Source organism: Brevundimonas sp. EU05-FHT14B11, from assembly GCF_058790835.1.
This window is the reverse complement of sequence record NZ_JBYTCY010000002.1, coordinates 329253-350192: the sequence shown is the minus strand read 5'-3', so window position 1 is coordinate 350192 and position 20940 is coordinate 329253. Positions and strand designations below refer to the sequence as shown.

At 70.2% G+C, this 20940-nt stretch carries 15 protein-coding genes; 6 read left to right on the top strand and 9 right to left on the bottom strand.

Annotated elements, in window-relative coordinates; genetic code table 11:
- Positions 1-2 precede the first annotated feature (2 nt).
- From gspF to AC3WRV_RS09080, 6 genes are all read right to left on the bottom strand, one after another.
- Positions 3-1217: a type II secretion system inner membrane protein GspF gene (gene gspF, locus AC3WRV_RS09105; protein ID WP_492312997.1), complete on the bottom strand. Its 1215-nt coding sequence runs from the start codon at positions 1215-1217 to the stop codon at positions 3-5.
- The gene (gene gspE, locus AC3WRV_RS09100) at positions 1217-2728 is read right to left on the bottom strand and encodes a type II secretion system ATPase GspE (RefSeq protein ID WP_492312996.1); all 1512 of its coding nucleotides are present in this window, start codon (positions 2726-2728) and stop codon (positions 1217-1219) included. The genes gspF and gspE overlap by 1 nt, the downstream gene beginning before the upstream one ends.
- A gap of 7 nt (positions 2729-2735) precedes the next feature.
- Positions 2736-4808, bottom strand: coding sequence for a type II secretion system secretin GspD (gspD, locus tag AC3WRV_RS09095; RefSeq protein WP_492312995.1), 2073 nt, complete (start codon positions 4806-4808; stop codon positions 2736-2738).
- A gap of 5 nt (positions 4809-4813) precedes the next feature.
- Positions 4814-5677: a type II secretion system protein N gene (locus tag AC3WRV_RS09090; RefSeq protein ID WP_492312994.1), complete on the bottom strand. Its 864-nt coding sequence runs from the start codon at positions 5675-5677 to the stop codon at positions 4814-4816.
- A 193-nt stretch (positions 5678-5870) separates the two neighbouring features.
- Positions 5871-8504, bottom strand: coding sequence for a TonB-dependent receptor domain-containing protein (locus AC3WRV_RS09085; RefSeq protein WP_492312993.1), 2634 nt, complete (start codon positions 8502-8504; stop codon positions 5871-5873).
- 78 nt (positions 8505-8582) lie between these two features.
- Complete coding sequence (locus AC3WRV_RS09080; protein ID WP_492312992.1) at positions 8583-10121, bottom strand: beta-helix domain-containing protein; 1539 nt, start codon at positions 10119-10121, stop codon at positions 8583-8585.
- 294 nt (positions 10122-10415) lie between these two features.
- Between AC3WRV_RS09080 and AC3WRV_RS09075 the strand changes: the two genes are divergently transcribed.
- From AC3WRV_RS09075 to AC3WRV_RS09050, 6 genes are all read left to right on the top strand, one after another.
- Complete coding sequence (locus AC3WRV_RS09075; protein ID WP_492312991.1) at positions 10416-11066, top strand: prepilin peptidase; 651 nt, start codon at positions 10416-10418, stop codon at positions 11064-11066.
- A gap of 34 nt (positions 11067-11100) precedes the next feature.
- Positions 11101-14730, top strand: coding sequence for a hydantoinase B/oxoprolinase family protein (locus tag AC3WRV_RS09070; RefSeq protein ID WP_492312990.1), 3630 nt, complete (start codon positions 11101-11103; stop codon positions 14728-14730).
- Positions 14731-14791: 61 nt separating this feature from the next.
- The gene (locus tag AC3WRV_RS09065; protein ID WP_492312989.1) at positions 14792-15523 is read left to right on the top strand and encodes a DUF969 domain-containing protein; all 732 of its coding nucleotides are present in this window, start codon (positions 14792-14794) and stop codon (positions 15521-15523) included.
- Complete coding sequence (locus tag AC3WRV_RS09060; RefSeq protein ID WP_492312988.1) at positions 15520-16485, top strand: DUF979 domain-containing protein; 966 nt, start codon at positions 15520-15522, stop codon at positions 16483-16485. Before AC3WRV_RS09065 ends, AC3WRV_RS09060 begins: the two co-directional genes overlap by 4 nt.
- A gap of 1 nt (position 16486) precedes the next feature.
- Positions 16487-17494: a DUF2891 domain-containing protein gene (locus tag AC3WRV_RS09055; RefSeq protein ID WP_492312987.1), complete on the top strand. Its 1008-nt coding sequence runs from the start codon at positions 16487-16489 to the stop codon at positions 17492-17494.
- Positions 17495-17583: 89 nt separating this feature from the next.
- On the top strand, positions 17584-17751 hold the full coding sequence (locus AC3WRV_RS09050) for a hypothetical protein (RefSeq protein ID WP_492312986.1): 168 nt from the start codon (positions 17584-17586) through the stop codon (positions 17749-17751).
- On the opposite strand, the gene pyrG is transcribed toward AC3WRV_RS09050, so the two are convergent.
- The 3 genes from pyrG to tpiA form a co-directional block, all read right to left on the bottom strand.
- Positions 17748-19400, bottom strand: coding sequence for a CTP synthase (gene pyrG / locus AC3WRV_RS09045; RefSeq protein WP_492312985.1), 1653 nt, complete (start codon positions 19398-19400; stop codon positions 17748-17750). The genes AC3WRV_RS09050 and pyrG overlap by 4 nt on opposite strands.
- 146 nt (positions 19401-19546) lie before the next feature.
- On the bottom strand, positions 19547-19975 hold the full coding sequence (gene secG / locus AC3WRV_RS09040) for a preprotein translocase subunit SecG (RefSeq protein WP_492312984.1): 429 nt from the start codon (positions 19973-19975) through the stop codon (positions 19547-19549).
- Between the two features lie 157 nt (positions 19976-20132).
- A complete protein-coding gene (gene tpiA, locus AC3WRV_RS09035; RefSeq protein WP_492312983.1) occupies positions 20133-20882 on the bottom strand; it encodes a triose-phosphate isomerase in 750 nt (249 codons plus the stop codon).
- Positions 20883-20940: the final 58 nt, after the last annotated feature.

Below are 20940 nucleotides of genomic sequence, written 5' to 3'. Positions count from 1 at the left end.
CTTCAACCCATCGCGAGGGTGTTGATCTGCAGGATCGGCAGAAGGATCGACAGGACGATCAGGGCCACGACCCCGCCCATGACCACGATGATGGCCGGCTCGAGCAGGCTCAGCATCACGGCGGTGAAGGTGGAGAACTCGCGCTCCAGATAGTCGGCGGCGCGCTCCATCATCGGCTCCAGACGGCCGCTGCTTTCGCCCGAGGCGGTCATGTAGACGAGGATCGGCGGGAAGACGTCGGCGCGGCGCATGGCGGCGGACAGGCCGCCCCCTTCCCGCACCGCCTCGGCCATGGTCTCGGTGGCCAGCCGCAGGCGGCGGTTCGAGACCGTGCGCGCGGTGATGGTCAGGCCCTCCAGCACGGGCAGGCCCGCCGCGATCATGGTCGACAGGGTGCGCGCCATCTTCGCGCCGTGCAGGTCGCGGGTCAGACGGCCGATCAGCGGCAGCTTCAGGATCAGGGTGTCGGCGCGCAGGCGCACGGCGGGATTGCGCAGGGCCGCGGCGCCGAGGGCGGCGCCGACGACGAGGAGCAGGATGATCAGCCAGCCCCAGTCGCGCATCAGGTGCGACACGCCGATGACCAGCCGGGTCAGCAGCGGCAGGGTCTGGTGCATGCTGTCGAACTGGTCGACCACCTTGGGCACCACGAAGGCCATCAGGGCGGTGATGACGCCCAGCGCCACGACCGCCAGCACCGCCGGATAGACGAGCGCGGTGATCACCTTGCCCTGGACCTGCTGGTCGCGCTCCAGCCCGTCGGCGAGGCGTTCGAGAATGGGCTGCAGCGCGCCCGAGGCCTCGCCCGCCGAGACCATGGCGCGATACAGCGGCGGGAAGGCCTGGCCCTGCAGGCTCATGGCGTCGGACAGGCGGCGGCCCTCCATGACCCCGGCGTGGACGCCTTCCAGCACCCGGCGGACGGCCGGCCGGTCGGCCTGAAGCGCGATGGTGCGCAGCGCCTCCTCGATGGGGGCGACGGAGACCAGCGTGGCCAGCTGGCGCGTGGTCAGGGCCAGGGTGCGGGCGTCCAGCTTGCCGCCCCGGACCAAGGGTGTGGTCGTGCGAGCAGCGCCGGTGCGGGCGGGCAGGACTTCCAGCGGCATCAGGCGGCGCTTGCCCAGCAGGGCGCGGGCCGTCGTCTCGTCGGACGCCGTCACGGCGCCGGAGACGGTCCGGCCGCCCGCGTCCACCGCCACATAGTCGAAGGCCGCCATCAGGCCGCAGCCTCGGACGGCGCCGGATCGTACGCCTCGCCGGTCTCCTGGCGGGTGACGCGCACGGCCTCCTCGACCGAGGTGACGCCTTCCAGCACCAGCTCGCGCGCGCGCTGCGACAGCGTTCCGCCGGTCTCGAAGGCGGCGGCGACGATGGCGTCCTCACCAGTCTCGGCCGCGATCAGGCGGCGGATGCGGTCGTCGACGCGGATGACCTCATACAGGCCGACGCGGCCGACGTAGCCGGTGTTCTGGCAGTGGGCGCAGCCTTGCGGACGCCAGACGGTCTCGCCCTTCCTGATTCCCGCCAGTTTCGCGGTGGCCTTGTCGGCGGGCTCGGCCACCCGGCACTCGCCGCACAGGCGGCGCACGAGGCGCTGGGCCACGATCAGGCGCAGGGTCGAGGCCAGCAGGAAGGGCTCGACGCCCATGTCGCGCAGACGGGTGACAGCGCCTACGGCGTCATTGGTGTGCACGGTCGAGAGGACGAGGTGGCCGGTCAGGGCGGCCTGCACGGCGATGCCCGCCGTCTCGACGTCGCGGATTTCACCGACCATGACCACGTCCGGGTCCTGGCGCAGGATAGCGCGCAGGCCGGCGGCGAAGGTCATGCCGACCTTGGTGTTCACCTGGGTCTGGCCGATGCCGTCGATGGCGTATTCGACCGGATCCTCGACCGTCAGGATGTTGCGCGTCGCGTCGTTCAGCAGGCTGAGGCCGGCGTACAGCGAGGTGGTCTTGCCCGAACCGGTGGGTCCGGTGACCAGGATGATGCCGTTGGGCTCCTTCAGCGCGCCGCGGAAGGCGTCGAAGGCGTCCGGCGACATGCCGAGGCGATCCAGCGTCAGCCCGGCCTGGTCCTTGTCGAGGATGCGCAGCACCACCCGCTCGCCCGCCCGCGACGGCAGGGTCGAGACGCGGACATCCAGGGTCTTGCCGCCCAGGGCCAGCGGGATGCGCCCGTCCTGAGGCACCCGCTTCTCGGCGATATCGAGCCGGGCCATGACCTTGATGCGCGAGACCAGCAGCGGGGTGATGCGCGGGCTGAGCGTCAGCGCCTCGCGCAGGACGCCGTCCACGCGCATGCGCACGATCAGGGCCGTCTCGAACGGCTCCAGGTGGATGTCCGAGGCGCCGGTGCGCACCGCCTCGGCGATGACGCCGTTGATCAGGCGGATGACCGGGGCGTCGTCGGCGGTGTCCAGCAGGTCGGCGGCGGCGGGGATGTCGTCGATCAGCCCCTCGAGCCCGGCGGGCATGTCCAGGTCGTCGCCGTCGGCTGCGTTCAGGTGATCGCCCGCATAGACTTCCGACAGCTGGCGGTCGAAGGCGGCCTGGCCCAGCGGCTCGATGCGCAGCGGGCGGCCCAGCACGCGGCGCGTCTCGATCAGGGCCGAGGGGTCGGCGCCCTCGCGCAGGCCGATCACGGCGATCTCGCCGGCGTCCAGCAGGATCACGCCGTGCCGCTTGGCGAAGCCGTAGGGCAGCGTCGGATTGATCAGGGTGATCACCGCCCGGTCACTCCTGCGGAGCCGCGGGCGGCAGGGGCGAGATCACCACCTCGCCGGGGACCAGTTCGGGACCCGGGGCGACCGGCGGCTGGGTGCGCATGTAGTCGCGCAGCATCTCGTCCAGGCTGGGCTCGCGGGTCGGATCGTTGAGCAGTTGCTGGTTGCGCATATAGCCCCAGCGGTCGGCGCTCAGGCGCTGGGCGTCGGCGGGCGAGCGGATGATGGTCGGGCGCAGGAAGATCATCAGATTGGTGCGTCCGCGCTGGCGGCTGGTCGAGCGGAACAGGGCGCCGATGCCCGGGATGTCGCCCAGCCCCGGCACCTTGTCGACCGACATCCGGTCGTTCTGGTCCAGCAGGCCGCCGGCCACGGCGATGTCGCCGTCGTCGACCACCAGGGTGGTCTCCAGCTCGCGCTTGTTCAGCACCAGGTCGCTCGCCGAGCTGGTCAGGACGCCGTTGATGCTGGACACCTCCTGCCGCAGGTGCAGGGTGATGGAGCCGCCCGCGTTGATCTGGGGCCGGACCACCAGCTTCACCCCGATGTCCTGCCGCTGGGTCGTGCGGAAGGGGTTGGAATTGCCATCCAGCAGCGCCTCGCCCGTGGTGATCGGCACTTCCTGACCGACCAGGATGGTGGCCTCCTCGTTGTCGAGGGTCATCAGCGACGGGGTCTGCAGCAGGTTGGAGCCGTCGTCCGACTTGGCCGCATTGATGATGAAGCCGAACAAGCCGTCGCCGATGGAGACCCCGCCCCCGCCCACGAAACCGTTGGCGCCCAGCAGGGAGTTCAGCGCGAGGTTCTGAAGCCGCGCGCGCATCGGGTCGGTGGGCTCCAGCCGGCTGGCCGCCGCGCCGCCCACGATGGGCAGCAGGGGCGTGGCGCTGTCGCTGTAGTTGGTCAGGCCGATCGGATTGCCGTCCTGCCCGGCGAGCAGCCACTGGACCCCCAGTTCGCGCACCGCGGTGTCGCTCAGCTCGACCACGATAGCCTCGATCAGCACCTGCTGGCGGCGCTGGTCGAGTTGGCGGACGACCTCGGCCAGCATGCGCTGGGTGTCGGCCGAGGCCGAGATGACCAGGGCGTTGGCGCCGGGGAAGCGGGCGATGGTGGCGCGCTGGCCCGGGGCGGCGGGCGCTACCGGCGCGGCCGTCGTCGCCGCGGGCGCGCCGTCGGCGCCGACGGCGGGGGTGGCGTTGGCCTGGGCCGCGGTGATCGGCTGGCCGACGATCTGCTGCAGCACGGGCAGGAGCTGCTCGGCGTTGGCGTGCTCCAGGAAGATGACCTTGATGTCGTCGGCCGACTGGGCGCGGCGGTCCAGATCCTCGACCAGCGGGCGCACCCGGGCGACGGCGGAGGCATCGCCGCGCAGGACCAGGGAGTTGGAGCTGTCGACCGGGGTGACCGAGACCATCCCCTGCCCCGGCTGGCCGCCCGGAGGCGCCAGGACCGACTGCAGCACGGCGGCGATCTCGCGCGCGGAGGAGTTCTCCAGCGTGATGACCTCGAAGCTGGCGCGGTCCACGTCGATGCGGCGGATCAGGGCGCGAATGCGGCCCAGATTGTCGGCGAAATCGGCCACGACGACGCTGTTGGCGCCCGGGTTGGCCAGCACCTGCCCCTGCGCGCCGACCAGCGGACGGATGGTCTCGGCGGCCGAGGCGGCGTCGATGTTGCGCAGCTGGAAGACCTCGGTCGTGAAGCGCTCGGCGCCCACGGTGGCCGGTCCCTGCGCCGCGCCCTGGGCCGGGCTGATGCGATAGGCGCCCGAACCGGTCTGGGTCACCACCAGGCCGTTGGCGCGCAGGGTCGACAGGAAGACCTCGAACAGTTCCGTCCGCGACAGGGCGCGCTCGCTGGTCACGGTCACCGTGCCGCTGACGGCCGGATCGACGATGAAGGTGCGGCCCGTCATGCGGGCCACGTCCTGGATAAAGGCGCGGATGTCGGCGCCCTGCACGTTCAGGGTCTGGCGCGCGCCGGCCTGCGCGCCCGGCTGGGCCATGGCGGGCGCGGCGGCCAGCGGGCCCTGGGCGATCATCAGCCCGGCCAGCACGGCGCAGACGGCGTTTCGGCTCATGCGGTTCACCGGGCGGTCCTTATGGTGGTGGTGCGCACCTGCCCGCCGCGCTCGTAGCGGATCTCGGCGGTGGGGCTGTTGGCGAGGTCGCGGCGCAGGTCCGCGATACGGTCCAGACTGTTCAGTTCGGTGCCGTTGACGGCCAGGATGACGTCGCCCGACTGCAGGCCGGCGGCCTTCAGCGCGGCGCCGTCGCCGGCGGCGGAGACCGTGAAGCCGTTGATCCCCAGCCCGCGCATGCGGGGGCGCAGCGAGGCCTGGGCCATCAGCCGGGCCGGGTCGACCACGGCGGCCTCGGCGGCGGCGGCCGGAGCGGCGGCGGGGGCCGGCGGGGCGACCACCTGCGGCGTGGCGGGCGGCGGCGGCGGCGCGGCGGCGCCGACCGGGGTCTCGGCGAAGATCAGGCGGCTGAGCGCGCCGTTACGCGACAGGACGACATGGTCCGCGCCGACCGACTGCAGCGTCAGGCCGGGCTCGACCTCCTCGCCGACCCCGACGGAGATCTGGCGGCCGTCGGCCAGGCCGATGATGGCCGAGCCGCCGCCGGCGCCGTCGGCGCGGACGCCGAACAGGCGCATCTGGCTGCTGCCCGCGGCGGTGGCTTCCGCCATGCTGGACTGGCCGCCGGTGCGGAAGAAGGCGTCGAAACGCTGGAAGATGGAGGTGTCGGCGGAGCGGTTCGCCGCCGGCGCCTCCGCCGAGGCGACCGGCGGCGGCTCGACGAACAGCCAGACCAGACGCCCGGCCTGCACCAGCAGGACGGCGACCAGCAGGCCCTCGACGAGGGGCCGGAGCCGGACCGGACGCGCCGCGACATCCTGCGCGAACGCGCGGGCCGAGGTGGTCCAGTTGCGAAGAACAGCGATCACGAGAGGACGCCCGTCATGGCCCCCGACGGCCCGGAACAGTCCTAGCTCAATCGTCCGGGTTCGGGCTTCACGCGCTCATGACGGCGACGCGAACTTGTTATGACAACCCAGCCGTTTCCGGACAAAATCTCCACACAGCCTGCACAGAAAAGGCCGGCCCCGGATGGAGCCGGCCTTTCCATTTTCGGCAGGATCAGAAGCGGGCGGTCAGGCTGACCGAGCCGCTGGTTCCCAGTTCGTAGCCGTTGATGACGACCCGGTTTCCGAGCTCCTGGTATTCGAGGAATTCCTCGCCCAGCAGGTTCCGCAGCTCGACCGCCACGCCGTATTCGCGGCCCGCGTAGTCGAAATCCTTGCGGAAGACGAAGTCGAGCTGGACGCCCGGCTCCTGGATCAGGTCAGGTTCGCCCGGACGGCCGCGCGCCGAGGTGCGCTCCGACACGAAGTTGGCGATCAGGGTCGCCTGCGAGCGGGCCGTGTCGTCTTCCCAGCCCAGTTGCAGGTTGGCGACGTGCTCGGACTGGCCTTGCAGGCGGCTGCCGTCGACCACGTAGAACGAGGCCGGCTGGGCGACGCCCAGGCTGTTCTGGGTGATGACGGTGTCGCCCGACCCGACGTTCACTTCGGACTTGGAGTAGGTGTAGTTGGCCTGGATCAGCCACCGCTTGTTGGCGATGAAGTCCATCTCCGAGCCGAACTCGAAATACTTCTTCACCTCGACCTCGGCGCCCTGGATGGTCGCGTTCGGCGCGTTGAGGAAGGTCTGCGAGATCGACGAGCCCTGGTCGACGACGCTCGACTCGATGGGCTTGTCCAGGTCCTTGTAGAAGAGACCGGCCGTCACATACTGATCGCGGGCGAAGTACCATTCCCAGCGCGCGTCGATGTTCAGGATCTCGGTATCGACCAGGTAGGGGTTGCCGATGAAGGTCCGGTCGCTCTCGACGTCCGTGTACTGCTGCGGCGCCAGTTCGCGGAACTGGGGGCGGCCGATCGTCTTGGACGCGCCGAAGCGGAGCTGCATGTCCTCGGCGAAGTTCCAGGTGATGGTGCCCGCCGGCAGGATGTACTCTTCCTCGATCCGGGTCGGCAGGAAGCCGGTCGTGCCGCCGAACAGGTCGCGCGGGGTCACGGTCTGCTCGCCCTGCTCGGCGCGGACGCCGATGTTCAGGTTGACCAGCGGGATGATCTCCGCCGCCACCTGGGCGTAGGCGGCCTTGACCGTCAGCTGGCCGTCGAAGGCGGCGGCGCCGTTGGTCCCGGTGATCTCCTCGATCTGGAGGTACGGCCCGATGTTGATGTCCGCGAACAGGAAGTCGACGCGCGACTCCAGCTGATCGGCGCTCAGGCCGTTCGGGGCGATGAAGCGCAGGGTGCGCTGCTCGGATTCCCGGTTGTTGTCCGAATAGGCGACGCCGAAGGAGAAGACGGCTTCGCGGGCGTCGGAGAGCGGCAGGGTGTAGCTGACGTCCGCGCCGCCCGAGACGATGTCGTCGTCCAGTTCGCTGAACGAGATGGCGTTGGTCTCGATGTCGTGGATCCAGTCGCCGGCCACGTTCTGGCCGTAGCCGAAGCGGCTCTCGTACGGCGCGTCACGCGAGGTTTTGGCGTAGGCCGCCCGCCAGTCGAACTCCCACTCGCCGGCGCCGCCGAAGGTGTGCTCGCCGGCCAGCTGGGTCGAGAACAGCTGACGCACGAACCATTCGGTGTTGTCGGTGCGGCGCTGACCGCCCGAGCCGTCATCGAAGCCCGCTTCCGAACGCGCTTCCTTGGTGACGTTGCGGACGTAGAGGTTGGTCCACTTCAGCGTGTTGGTGTCGCTGGTCAGGCTCAGGGCGCCGAGGAAGTTCAGGGTCAGGTCGTTCTGGTTCGACTGGAAGTCGAAGTCGTTGGCGGTGACCAGCTGGCCGCTGTCGATACGGCCCGTCTGGCGCACGCCGCGACGGCCGCTCCACTTGTTGTCGTACGAGGCCACGAAGACGCCGCCCAGCGTCCCCATGCCGGTTTCCATGTTCGTGCCGCCGGTGAAGCGCAGGCCGAAATTGGCGGGCGTGGTCTCACGCTGCAGCAGGCGCAGCGGCGCGTTGACCAGCGACTGGCCCATGTGGCGCAGTTCGGTAGCGGTGAAGTTGGCCGCCGAGATGCGCTTGCCGCTGCCGAAGCCGAGCTGGAGCGCGCCCGGGACATCGCGGGTGCCGTCGTCGAAGCTCGTGAAGTCGGTGCGCGAGCCGTAATAGATCAGCGATTCCTTGTTCGTCGTCTCCGTGTTGCCGCCGATCGAGGCCTGCATGCTGAAGAACGGCTGGCCCGGCGTGTCGATGGTGTGCAGGTCGACGACGCCGCCGCCGAACTCGCCGGGGAAGGACACCGAATAGGTCTTCTGGACCGTCAGGCCCGCCAGCACTTCCGACGGGAACAGGTCCAGCGGGACGACGCGTTGCAGCGGCTCGGGGCTGGGCAGCGGCGAGCCGTTCAGCAGGGCCGACGAATAACGCTCGCCGAGACCGCGCACATAGATGAAGCGACCCTCGACGATCGACAGGCCGGTGACACGCGACAGGGCCTGGGCGGCGTCGGCGTCGCCGGTGCGCTGCAGGTCTTCGGCGGTCACGAAGGCGGCGACCTCGGGGCTCTCGCGGTTCGGCTGCGGGATGTAGCGGCCCAGAACGACGACCTCGCCGAGGTCGGTCTCCGTGTCGACCGGCGGCTCGGCCTGCGCGGCCGGCGTCTGGGTCGTCGGGGCGGTCTGGGCCAGGGCGACGCCCGGCGCGACCAGGGCGGTGGTGGCGAGCAGAAGCCCGCCAAGGGACATTTTCACGGTCTTCATGGTCTGCGCCTCGAAGGGATCAACGGAAGGGTTCGGTAGCCGGGCGGCGGCGGGAAGCCGCCGCCCGTCCATCCGTCGTCAGCAGGTCAGGCTGGGGGCCGCGGCGTTCGCCGCCTGCAGGCCGCAGGTCCAACCCTGGTACCAGGTGTCCGCCGCGTTCCGCACGGCGCCGACGTAGGTCACCGCGGTGAAGAAGCTGTAGATCGCCGGGGCGTTGGCCGGGGTCACGGCAGTCTCGTTGGCGCCGTTGATGAAGGCCAGGCTCTGGGCCGTCAGGGTGGCGCCGGCCGGAGCCGTCATCGACGAGACGCCCGTCGCGGTGTTGCCGACGTTCGTGGCGTTGATGAACACCGCTTCAGTGGCGACCGCGTTGACGTTCGAGTCGTTCTCGTAGGGGCGGTTGCAGGCGAAGAAGACCGAACGGAACACCGGAGCGTTGGTGACCGTCTGGGCGTCGTCGATGTCCAGGCAGGCCGCGGCCGAGGTCGAGGGGTTGGTGATCACCGAGTTGATGATCGTCGGCTGGGTGCCGGTGTTCAGCGTCAGCAGGGCGTCGGCGGCCACGGCCGCGTTACGGCCGACGATGGTCCAGTTCGAGACCTTGGGCTGGGCGTAGAAGGCGGTGCCCGACGGGGCGGCCGACCATTCGAAGCCGCGGCTGCCGTTGGTCACGGCCGTGGCGCGCTGGGTGACGATGCCGAACTGGGCGCCGCCGCGCCAGCCGGTGTCGGTGTCCAGGCCGTCGTCGTCGGCGCCGTTGATCACGATGTGGCTCAGGTTGACGGTGCCGCCGAAGATTTCGATGCCGTCGTCCGAGCTGTTGTAGGCCTGGACGTGGTCGATCACGGTGCCGGAACCGACGCCGGCCAGGGTCAGGGCCTGCAGCTCGTTGTTCGGCGAGATTTCGAAGCCAGAGTAGCGGATCTGGACGTAGCGCAGACGGCCCGAGTTATCGGTCGGGCTGTTGCCGCCGTAGTTAGCGCTGGTGCCTTCGATCTGACCCACGCACGCGATGTTCGGCGCGGTGACGCCGACCGGGCAGACCGCCGTCGGGGCGCGGCCGGCGATGACGACGCCGCCCCACTGGCCTTGCGAGTTCTCGGTGGTGGTGCCTTCGACGTTGGCGCGGCTGGTGAAGATGATCGGGTTGGTCGCGGTGCCTTCGGCGAAGATCTGCGAACCGCGGTTGACCAGCAGGTAGTCCGAGCCACCCGATCCGTACAGGCGCACGCCGGCTTCGATGGTCAGGATGCCTTGCTGGGTGCCGGCGACCGGAGCGGCCGGATCGGCGCCGCGGTCGTTGCCGACTTCCGTGCGACCCGAGATCGAATAGATGGTGCCGGCGCGCAGCGGCACGGTCAGGTTGCCGGTGATGGTGGTCGGCAGTTGGCAGGCGCGCAGCGTGCCCGCGGCGACGACGCCGACGTTGGCGAAGCCGGTGGGGCAGTCGGCGGCCGGGGTTCCCGGAGCCGGGGGCGTCACGCCGCCGCCGCCGCCGCCCGTGCCGCCGCCGAAGTCGCCTTCGCCGGGCGAAGCCACTTCAGACGAACCGCAGGCGGCGAGGGTCAGGGCGCTGGCCGACAGGGCCAGCAGGGTGGTCAGTTTGAAGCCGGTCATCGTTTTCACCGTGTCTGGTCCAGAGGAACTCACGGCAGGTGAGACCGCGCGCCCATGCGCCCGATCCTGACGAAGCATCGCCCCCGCCTGCCCTGTCCGTGGTTAGGAGCCGGATATGACAGCGGGGCCGCCGAACCGTGACGGTTCGGTCGCCCTTGCGTGAAGATGTCGTCGCAGCTTGATGAAACACCGTCATGATACGGCGTAACCGTCACAATAGGTCCGACCCCATCGGCCTTGCGGCGCTTGGACGAGCCGCCTATCGCAACGGTCGCGGAGCCGGTCGGAGGGATCGTGGACGTCGTCACTGTCACAGTCGTTTTCGCCGCCGCGGGGTCCATGATCGGCCTCGCCCTGGCCTGGATCAGCGTCCGTCTTCCCGGATCGAGGCCGCGGTCCGGCGCGCATTGGCCGCTGAGACTGTCCGCCTTCGCCCTGGCGGCCGCCGCGATCGGCGCCTGGGCCGGGCTCTCGCAGGCCTCGGTGTCCGCCACCCTGCTGACGGCGATTCTGGGATGGATGCTGCTGCTGATCGCCGTCGTCGACGCCGAACATTTCTGGTTGCCGGACGAGCTGACCCTGCCCCTGGCCGCCGCCGGCCTGGGCGCCGCCCTGCTCCCCGGGGGGACAGGGCTGCTGAACGCCGCGATCGGCGCCGCGACGGGATTCGCCGCCCTCTGGCTGCTGGCGTTCGCCTATCGGCGCCTGAGGGGACGGGACGGCCTGGGCGGCGGCGATCCCTTCCTGCTGGCGGCGGGCGGCGCCTGGGTCGGATGGATCGGCCTGCCGACCGTGCTGCTGTGGTCAGCGGCGGCGGGACTCAGCCTCGTGCTCGCGCGCGCGCTCATGAAGAAGCCCATGGCCGGAGACGACCGGCTGGCCTTCGGCGTCTTCCTCGCGGTCGGAATCTGGATGACCTGGCTGTTCGGCCCGCTCGGCCTCTGAGCACAATGGAGGCCGGATGAGTCGGAGCAGCGGAATGGATCAGGCCCCGAGCGGCTGGCGCTTCTGGATCGACCGGGGCGGCACCTTCACCGATGTGGTGGCCCGCGCGCCGGACGGAACTCTGACGACCCGCAAGCTGCTGTCGGTCAATCCCGAGCAGTACGCCGACGCCGCCGTCGAGGGCGTGCGCCGGGTGCTGGGAGCGGGACCGGGTCCCCTGCCCGCCGGCCTGGTCGAGGCCGTGCGGATGGGCACCACCGTGGCGACCAACGCCCTGCTGGAACGCAAGGGCGAGCCGACCGTGCTGGCGATCACCAGAGGCTTCGGCGACGCCCTGCGCATCGGCTGGCAAAGCCGCCCCGACCTGTTCGCCCGCCACATCCGCCTGAACGACCAGCTCTATGAACGGGTGGTCGAGATCGACGAGCGCGTCCGCGCCGACGGGGCTGTGGACAGACCTGTGGATATCGAGGGGACAAGGCGTGGACTGAAGGCCGCGCGCGACGCCGGCTTCCGGGCCGTCGCCATCGCCCTGGTGCATGGCTGGCGCTTCACCGACCACGAGCGGCAGGTGGCCGGGATCGCCCGCGAGCTGGGCTTCGAGCAGATCTCGGTCAGCCATGAGGTCGGGGCGCTGATCAAGCTGATCGGGCGCGGCGACACCACCGTGGCCGACGCCTATCTGTCGCCCATCCTGCGCGCCTATGTGGATAAGGTCGGCGGCGAACTGGGCGAGGCCACGCCCCTGCTGTTCATGCAGTCGAACGGCGGGCTGACGGCGGCGGGCGTTTTTCGGGGCAAGGACGCCATCCTGTCCGGTCCGGCGGGCGGCGTGGTCGGCATGGCGGAAACCGCGAAGGTCGCGGGGTTCGACCGCGTGATCGGCTTCGACATGGGCGGCACCTCGACCGACGTGTCCCACTTCGCGGGCGAGTATGAGCGCACTTCCGACGCCGTGGTCGCCGGGGTGCGACTGCGGGCGCCCATGCTCTCGATCCACACGGTGGCGGCGGGCGGCGGCTCGATCTGCCGTTTCGACGGCGCGAGGCTGCGGGTCGGACCGGAATCGGCGGGCGCCGTGCCGGGGCCCCGCGCCTATCGCCGGGGCGGGCCACTAACGGTCACCGACTGCAATGTGTTGCTGGGCAAGCTGAAGCCGGAGCTCTTCCCCGCCGTCTTCGGACCGGGCGCGAACCAGCCGCTGGACGCCGACGCCGTGCGCGCGGGCTTCGCCGAACTGGCCGCCGAGGTCGAGGCGGCGACGGGCCGCGCCACCACGCCCGAAGCCCTGGCCGAGGGCTTCGTCACCATCGCCGTGCAGAACATGGCCGAGGCGATCAAGTCGATCTCGATCCAGCGCGGCTATGACGTCACCCGCTATGTCCTGAACTGCTTCGGCGGCGCGGGAGGGCAGCACGCCTGTCTGGTGGCCGACGCCCTGGGCATGACGACGGTGATGCTGCACCCGTTCGCGGGCGTGCTGTCGGCCTACGGCATGGGCCTGGCCGAGGTGCGGGCGATCCGGCAGGCGACGGCGGCGATCCCGCTGGAGACCGCCGCCGACGCCGAAATGGCGGCGCGGGTGGGCGAATTGGCCCAACAGGCGCGGGCCGAACTGGCGGCGCAGGGCTTCGCCGACGACCGGATCACGGTGACGGCCCGGGCCGAGATCAAGTTCGCGGGGTCGGACACGCCCCTGAGCGTGCCCTTCGGTCCCGCTGACGACATGAGGTCCGCCTTCGAGGCCCTGCATCGCCGTCGCTTCGGCTTCTTCGCCGAGGGCAAGGCGCTGGTCGTCGAAACGCTGGAGGCCGAGGCCACCGGCGCCTCGGGCCAGACCGCCGCGACCGATGGCGACCCGCGCGAGCGGACGCCAGAGGCCGTGACCCGCACCCCGGTCTGGATGGCCGGGGAAAGCCGCGACGCCCCCGTCTATCGCCGCGAGGACTTCGGACCCGGCGCCGCCGTCGACGGCCCGGCGGTGATCCTGGAGGACACCGGCACCACCGTGGTCGAACCGGGCTGGCGCGCCGCCGCCGACGCGGGGCTGAACCTGATCCTGGAGCGGGTCGTTCCCCTGCCCGCCCGCACGGCCATCGGCGCCCACGCCGATCCGATCCTGCTGGAGGTGTTCAACAGCCGCTTCATGGCCGCCGCCGAACAGATGGGCGAGGCGCTGCGGGCCACGGCCTATTCGGTGAACATCAAAGAGCGGCTGGACTTCTCCTGCGCCGTCTTCGACGCGGGCGGCGCCCTGATCGCAAACGCGCCGCACATCCCGGTGCACCTGGGTTCGATGGGCGAAAGCATCCGCACCGTGATCGCCTCGCGCGGTGGCGCCCGCGGGCAGGCCCGGGATGGACGCGGCATGAGGCGCGGCGACGTCTATATGCTGAACGCCCCCTACAACGGCGGGACGCACCTGCCGGACATCACCGTCATCATGCCTGTCTTCCTGGATGCGGATGAGGCGCCGGCCTTCTTCGTCGCCGCGCGCGGACACCATGCGGACGTGGGCGGCATCACCCCCGGCTCCATGCCGCCGACCTCGAAGACGGTCGAGGACGAAGGGGTGCTGATCGACGACTTCCTGCTGGTCGACGCCGGGACGCTGAGGGACGCCGAAACCCGCGCCCTGTTCGCCTCCGGGCCTCATCCGTCGCGCAACGTCGACCAGAACATGGCCGACCTGAAGGCCCAGGTCGCCTCCTGCGCGCGCGGCGCCGACGAGCTGGCCCGCATGGTGGCCGAGTTCGGGCGCGACGTGGTCGCCGCCTACATGGGCCATATCCAGGACAACGCCGAGGAGGCGGTCCGCCGCGCCATCGCCGCCCTGAAGCCCGGATCCTTCGATCTGGAGATGGATGACGGCGCGATCATCCGTGTACGGATTGACGTGGATCCGGAGGCCCGCAGCGCGGTCGTGGACTTCACGGGGACCAGCGCCCAGCGGCCCAACAACTTCAACGCGCCGCTGTCGATCACCCGGGCCGCGACCCTGTATGTCTTCCGGACCCTGGTGGACGACGCCATCCCGCTGAACGAGGGCTGCCTGAAGCCGATCGAACTGATCGTGCCCGAGGGATCGATGCTGAACCCCCGCTATCCCGCCGCCGTCGTGGCCGGGAATGTCGAGACCAGCCAAGCCGTCGTGGACGCCCTGTACGGGGCCTTGGGGGTGCTCGCGGCCAGCCAGGGGACGATGAACAACTTCACCTTCGGCGACGCGACCCGCCAGTACTACGAGACCATCGCCGGCGGCTCGGGCGCCGGGCCCGGCTTCGACGGCGCGGCGGCGGTGCAGACCCACATGACCAACAGCCGCCTGACCGACCCCGAGGTGCTGGAGACCCGCTTCCCGGTCCTGCTGGAAGCCTTCGCCATCCGCCCCGGCTCGGGCGGGGCGGGTGCGAACCGGGGCGGCGACGGGGCGATCCGTCGTGTGCGCTTCCTCGAACCCCTGACCGCCGCCATCCTGTCCAACCATCGCCGCACCCCGCCCTTCGGCGCGGCGGGTGGCGAGCCGGGCGCGGTCGGCGTGAACCGCGTCGAGCGGGCGGACGGAACGGCGGAGACACTGGGCGCCACGGCGGAGGTCGAGATGGCGGCCGGGGACGTGTTCGTGATCGAGACTCCGGGCGGCGGCGGGTTCGGGAGGGCCTAGGGCTTCCCCAACCCCGCGAACCGCGCAACTCTCCGCCCGGGGACGAAAAGGGGGACGGCGGATGCTGGTGCTGCTGGGAATTGCGGTCGTGGTCGCGGGCTTCATCGCCCGGATCAATCCGCTGCTGGTCATATTGATCGCCGCCGTCGTTACGGGCGTATTGGCGGCGGTGACGACAGGGGCGGATCCTCGAGCCCTGTTCGACGCCGGCGTGGCGACGCTGGCCCGGCTGGGCGAGGCCTTCAACGACAACCGCTACTTCCACATCACCTGGCTGATCCTGCCGGTCATCGGCGTGCTGGAGCGCGCCGGGCTGCAGGAGCGGGCGCGCCAGCTGATCGCCCAGGTGCGGGCCGCCACCGCGGGGCGGCTGCTGCTGGTCTATCTGCTGGTCCGTCAGGCGACCTCGGCGTTGGGCCTGACCTCGCTGGGCGGGCATCCCCAGATGGTCCGACCGCTGGTGGCCCCCATGGCCGAGGGCGCGGCGGAGGCCGAACACGGTCCCCTGCCCGACAAGGTCCGCTTCCGCATCCGGGGCATGTCCGCCGCCACCGACAACGTCGGCCTGTTCTTCGGCGAGGACATCTTCATCGCCATCGGCTCCATCGTGCTGATGGTCGGCTTCCTCGAACAGGCGGGCATCCGGGTCGAGGCCCTGCACATCTCCCTGTGGGCCATCCCCACCGCGATCGCGGCCTTCCTCGTGCACGGCGTCAGGCTGTGGCTGTTCGACCGGTCGCTGAAGCGCGACCTGGCCACGCCCGCCGCCGCCGATGCGGAGGCGGCGCAATGATCACCCTGCAGCACGCCTACATCCTCGTCGGGCTGATGTTCCTGGCCTTCGCCGTCTTCACGGCCACGGACCGGACCCACCCGACCCGTATCCGCAACACCCTGTTCTGGGGCCTGATCGCGGCCTCCCTGCTGTTCGGCGATCTGCTGGGCGGACTGGGCAACGGCCTGCTGGTCGTGGCGCTGGTGATCGTCGGCGCCGTTGGAAAGATGGGCGTCGGCCGGCCCGCGACCACCACCCTGGAGGAGCGGCGCGAGGGCGCGACCCGGCGCGGAAACGCCCTGTTCATCCCGGCGCTGATCATCCCGCTGGTCGCCGTCGGCGGCACGCTTCTGGCCAAGTACACGGGCGCCGGGGCCTGGCTGATCTCCTCGACCCAGACGACCCTGATCGCCCTGGGGCTCGGCTGCGTCATCGCCCTGTTCGCGGCCATGGCCTGGTTCCGTCCGCCGGTCCTGGCCCCGGTGCAGGAAGGCCGCCGGCTGATGGACTCCATCGGCTGGGCGACCCTGCTGCCCCAGATGCTGGCCTCGCTGGGCGCGGTCTTCCTGGCCGCCGATGTGGGTGGAGTGGTCGGTCAGCTGGTCAGCCAGACGGTCCCCCTGACCACGCCCCTGCTGGCGGTGATCGCCTACTGCCTGGGCATGGCGCTGTTCACCGTGGTCATGGGCAACGCCTTCGCCGCCTTCCCGGTGATGACCGCCGCCATCGGCCTGCCCATCGTGGTGCACCAGTTCGGGGGCAATCCGGCCATCGTCTGCGCCATCGGCATGCTGGCCGGCTTCTGCGGGACGCTGATGACGCCCATGGCCGCCAACTTCAACGTGGTGCCCGCCAACCTGCTGGAGCTGCCCGACCGCAACGCCGCCCTGAACGGGGTGATCCGGGCCCAGCTTCCCACTGCCCTGCTCATGCTGATCGTCAATATCGGGCTGATGTATGCGCTCGCCTTCCGGTTCTGAGATGACTCACACCCTCGACGCCGCCACCGCCTCCCGCTTCGCCTCCGCCGCGCTGGGGCACGTCACCCTCGAGTATCCGAACAAGCTGGATCACGTGATGACCGGCAGGCGCGACGTGCGAGGTCCACGCGACCTGCACCCGATCTTCTTCGGCAGCTTCGACTGGCATTCCTGCGTCCACGGCTGGTGGACCCTGTTCACCCTGCTGCGGCTGTACCCGAACAATCCCGAGGCCCCGCGCATCTGGGCGCTGGCGAACGAGCTGTTCACGCCGGACAACGTCGCCGCCGAGGTCGCCTATCTGGCCCAGCCGTCCAGCCGGGGCTTCGAGCGTCCCTACGGCTGGGGCTGGCTGCTGATGCTGGCCGCCGAGATGGACCGGCACGACAGCGAGGACGGCCGCCGCCGCGCCGCCACCCTGCGTCCGCTGGCGCGGGCCTTCGCCGACCGCTTCCACGCCTTCCTGCCGCTCGCCGGCTATCCGGTGCGGGTCGGGACCCACTACAACACCGCCTTCGCCTTGCGGCTGACGCTGGACTGGGCCGAGACCAACGATCCGGCGCTGGCGGCCCTGTGCCGCGAGAAGGCGCTGGCCTGGCATGCGGACGACCGCGACTGTCAGGCGTGGGAGCCGTCGCAGGACGAGTTCCTGTCCCCGGCCCTCATGGAGGCCGCCCTGATGCGGCGGGTGATGGCGCCCGAGGCTTTCCGGGACTGGTTCAACGCCTTCCTGCCGAAGGTCGGATCACAGAAGCCGGCGACCCTCTTCACGCCCGCCAGCGTCAGCGACCGGTCGGACGGGAAGATCGCCCACCTGGACGGACTGAACCTGAGCCGGGCCTGGTGCTGGCGCGAGATCGCCTCGGCCCTTCCTGAAGACGACATCCGCGCCGTCATCGCCGGTCGGGCCGCCGCGACCCACCTGGACGCCGCCCTGCCCCACGTCACCGGCGACTACATGGGCGAGCACTGGCTGGCCAGCTTCGCCCTCCTGGCGTTGCAGGCTTGACGAGATTCGACCTATAAGTGTCTGAAATCTATGTTTTTCTTGTAGCTCCGCATCGGACGAAACATGGTTATCCCAATCCGGGATAGAGCATGTTCCAGTCGCTACGCTGCAGGATCAGGGGTCACATCTTCGTCGACAGCCGCGCGCTGCCCGGCATGCAGACCTGCATCCGTTGCCGCGTCCGCCAGCCGTTTGAGAGCCTGAAGCTGGCCGCCTCCGCCGAAGGTCCGGCGCCGCTGGATCGGTCCGACGCCTAGACCAGCCGGCTCTGCACCACAGCCGCGGCGATGAAGCCGGCGAACAGGGGGTGCGGCGCGAACGGCCGGCTCTTCAGCTCCGGGTGATACTGGACGCCGATGAACCACGGGTGGTCGGTGCGCTCGACGGTCTCGGGCAGGACGCCGTCCGGCGACAGGCCGGCGAAGACCAGGCCGGCCTTCTGCTCGATCGCCTCGCGGTAGTTGATGTTGACCTCATAGCGGTGGCGGTGCCGTTCGCTGATGGTGGTCGAACCATACATCTCCGCGATCTTCGATCCCGGCTTGAGCGTCGATTCATAGGCGCCCAGGCGCATGGTGCCGCCCAGGTCGCCGCCCTGCTGGCGCAGGACGCGCTGGTTGCCCTGGGTCCATTCGGTCATCAGGCCGACGACGGGCTCGGTCGTGGGGCCGAACTCGGTAGAGGAGGCCTTGGGATAGCCGGCGAGGTTCCGCGCCGCCTCGATCACCGCCATCTGCATGCCGAAACAGATGCCGAAATAGGGGATGTTGCGCACCCGCGCGAAGCGGGCCGCCTCGATCTTGCCTTCCGAGCCACGTTCGCCGAAGCCGCCGGGCACCAGCACCGCATGCGCGCCCTGCAGCCGGGCCTCGCAGGCCTCAGGGTCGCCCTCGAAGGTGTCGGCCTCGACCCAGTCGATGTTGACCTTGACGTTGTTGGCCACGCCGCCGTGGTGCAGCGCCTCGATCAGGGATTTGTAGGCGTCCTTCAGGACCGTGTACTTGCCGACCACGGCCACGGTGACCTCGCCGTCGGGCTGCAGCCGGCGACGGGCGATCTCCTGCCAGCGCGACAGGTCGGGCGCCGGGGCGTCGGTGATGCCGAAGTGGGCCAGGACTTCCGCGTCCAGCCCCTCGCGGTGATAGTCCAGCGGCACGGCGTAGATGTCGGCCGAGTCCATGGCCTGGATGACGCCGCTTTCGCGCACGTTGCAGAACAGGCCGATCTTGCGCTTTTCCTCGGCCGGAATGGGGAATTCGCAGCGGCACAGCAGGATGTCGGGTTGGATGCCGATCGAGCGCAGCTCCTTGACCGAGTGCTGCGTCGGCTTGGTCTTCATCTCGCCGGCGGTCTTGATGAAGGGCAGCAGGGTCAGGTGCACGAAGCACGACTGGCCGCGCGGCAGGTCCTGGCCCAGCTGGCGGATGGCCTCGAAGAACGGCAGGCCCTCGATGTCGCCGACCGTGCCGCCGATCTCGACCAGCACGAAGTCCACATCCTCGCCGTCATCGGTCACGGCCGGCGTCAGGCAGAAGGATTTGATCTGGTCGGTGACGTGCGGGATCACCTGCACCGTAGCGCCTAGGTAGTCTCCACGGCGCTCCTTCTCGAGGATGGTCGAATAGATGCGGCCGGTCGTGATGTTGTCGGACCGGGCGGCCGACACCCCGGTGAAGCGCTCATAGTGGCCCAGGTCGAGATCGGTCTCGGCCCCGTCGTCGGTCACGAAGACCTCGCCGTGCTGATACGGGCTCATCGTGCCCGGATCGACGTTCAGATAGGGGTCGAGCTTACGAAGGCGAACCTTGTAGCCGCGCGCTTGCAGAAGCGCGCCGAGAGCGGCGGAAGCGAGGCCTTTTCCCAAGGAGGAAACCACGCCGCCAGTGATGAACACGTAACGGGCCATGGGAGATCACCTTACCGCTGATTCGGTCCGCCGGATCAGCGGCGACCGCGCAAACATGTGGAAGAAGGGTCGCGCGAAACGCGACCCTGAACTGCGAAGACTTTGAGGGCGGGAGAGGAAGGCGGGGAGAAGGTCCCCGCCCATCCTTACTGAGCGGGCGCCGGCTGGGCCGGGGCGGGAGCCGGGGCCGCCGAAGCGCCGGACAGGCTCGACTCGAGGTCCTGCATCGACGGGGCGGCCGGTTGGGCCGGGGTCGCCGGATCGGCGGCGGCGGCGCCCGGCGTGGCCGACGGCGGCGGAGCCGCCAGTTCGCCGACGGCGTCGGCGTCCACGATCGACCGGTTCGACCGTTCGACATTGCCCAGGATCGTCAGCGACAGGGCGCAGAGGAAGAACAGGAAGGCCAGGACCCAGGTGGTCTTGGTCAGCAGATTGCCTGCTCCGCGCGCGGTCATGAAGCCCGAGGGACCTCCGCCCATGCCCAGCGCGCCGCCTTCGGAGCGCTGCAGCAGGACCACGCCCGCGAGCGCGAGCGAGATGAGGATCATGACGACGAGGAGAATGATCTGGAGCATGGCAGCCGATATGTGTGGCGCAAACCCGCGCCGATCAAGCGGCGGCGTCTATCATCGTTGTGTGCGGTGGGCAACGACGGCGCGAGGGATGGGGTTGGTGGCCAGGGACGAGGGGTTCGCCGATGGCCGCAGCCGCCCGCTGATCACCCGCCTCCAGTCAGGCGGCGCGGATGATGCCCAGGAAGTCCGCGGCCTTCAGCGAGGCGCCGCCGACCAGGGCGCCGCCGACCTCGGGCGTCGACAGGATGTCGCGGGCGTTGTCCGGCTTGACCGAGCCGCCGTACAGGATCGGCGGCGTGGCGGCGGCCAGGCCCAGGCGTTCGATCATCGCGGCGCGGACGGCCCGGTGGACCTCCTCGATCTGCTCCAGCGTCGGGGTCAGGCCGGTGCCGATGGCCCAGACGGGCTCATAGGCTACAGCGAACGCCTGACCGGCCAGCGCCAGCGGCAGGGAATGGATGACCTGGTCGCGCACGACCGCGACCGCCTGCCCCGCCTCGCGCTGTTGCAGGGTCTCGCCGACGCACACGATCGGCGACAGGCCAGCGGCCAGCGCCGCCTCGGCCTTGGCCAGCACCAGGGCGTCGGTCTCTCCATGGCCTTGACGGCGTTCGGAGTGGCCGAGAATGACCAGGCTCGCGCCGGCGTCCTTCAGCATGGCGGCGGAAATGTCGCCGGTGTAGGCGCCGGAGGTCTCGGCGCGGCAGTCCTGTCCGCCGACCTCGACGGGGCCGCCTGCACAGACGGCGGCCAGGCGATCGACCAGGGTGGCGGGCGGACACAGGGCGACCCGGCAGGCCGCCGGTTCGGCCTCCAGCGCGCTGCGCAGGGCCTCCGCCTCGGCCAGGCTCGCGCCCAGCCCGTTCATCTTCCAGTTTCCTGCGACCAGCTTCACGGATTGTTTCATGCGCGCTTCTCTAGGCGGGGACGGCGGCCAAGCCAAGATGCGCGAACAGACGAAGCGT

Bases quoted from the DNA above. Each gene is read 5' to 3' on its own strand.
- gspF (WP_492312997.1), bottom strand. From the start codon at position 1,217: ATGGCGGCCTTCGACTATGTGGCGGTGGACGCGGGCGGCCGGACCGTC.
- gspD (WP_492312995.1), bottom strand. From the start codon at position 4,808: ATGAGCCGAAACGCCGTCTGCGCCGTGCTGGCCGGGCTGATGATCGCC.
- AC3WRV_RS09085 (WP_492312993.1), bottom strand. From the start codon at position 8,504: ATGAAGACCGTGAAAATGTCCCTTGGCGGGCTTCTGCTCGCCACCACC.
- AC3WRV_RS09080 (WP_492312992.1), bottom strand. From the start codon at position 10,121: ATGACCGGCTTCAAACTGACCACCCTGCTGGCCCTGTCGGCCAGCGCC.
- AC3WRV_RS09070 (WP_492312990.1), top strand. From the start codon at position 11,101: ATGGATCAGGCCCCGAGCGGCTGGCGCTTCTGGATCGACCGGGGCGGC.
- AC3WRV_RS09065 (WP_492312989.1), top strand. From the start codon at position 14,792: ATGCTGGTGCTGCTGGGAATTGCGGTCGTGGTCGCGGGCTTCATCGCC.
- AC3WRV_RS09060 (WP_492312988.1), top strand. From the start codon at position 15,520: ATGATCACCCTGCAGCACGCCTACATCCTCGTCGGGCTGATGTTCCTG.
- AC3WRV_RS09055 (WP_492312987.1), top strand. From the start codon at position 16,487: ATGACTCACACCCTCGACGCCGCCACCGCCTCCCGCTTCGCCTCCGCC.
- AC3WRV_RS09050 (WP_492312986.1), top strand. From the start codon at position 17,584: ATGTTCCAGTCGCTACGCTGCAGGATCAGGGGTCACATCTTCGTCGAC.
- pyrG (WP_492312985.1), bottom strand. From the start codon at position 19,400: ATGGCCCGTTACGTGTTCATCACTGGCGGCGTGGTTTCCTCCTTGGGA.
- secG (WP_492312984.1), bottom strand. From the start codon at position 19,975: ATGCTCCAGATCATTCTCCTCGTCGTCATGATCCTCATCTCGCTCGCG.
- tpiA (WP_492312983.1), bottom strand. From the start codon at position 20,882: ATGAAACAATCCGTGAAGCTGGTCGCAGGAAACTGGAAGATGAACGGG.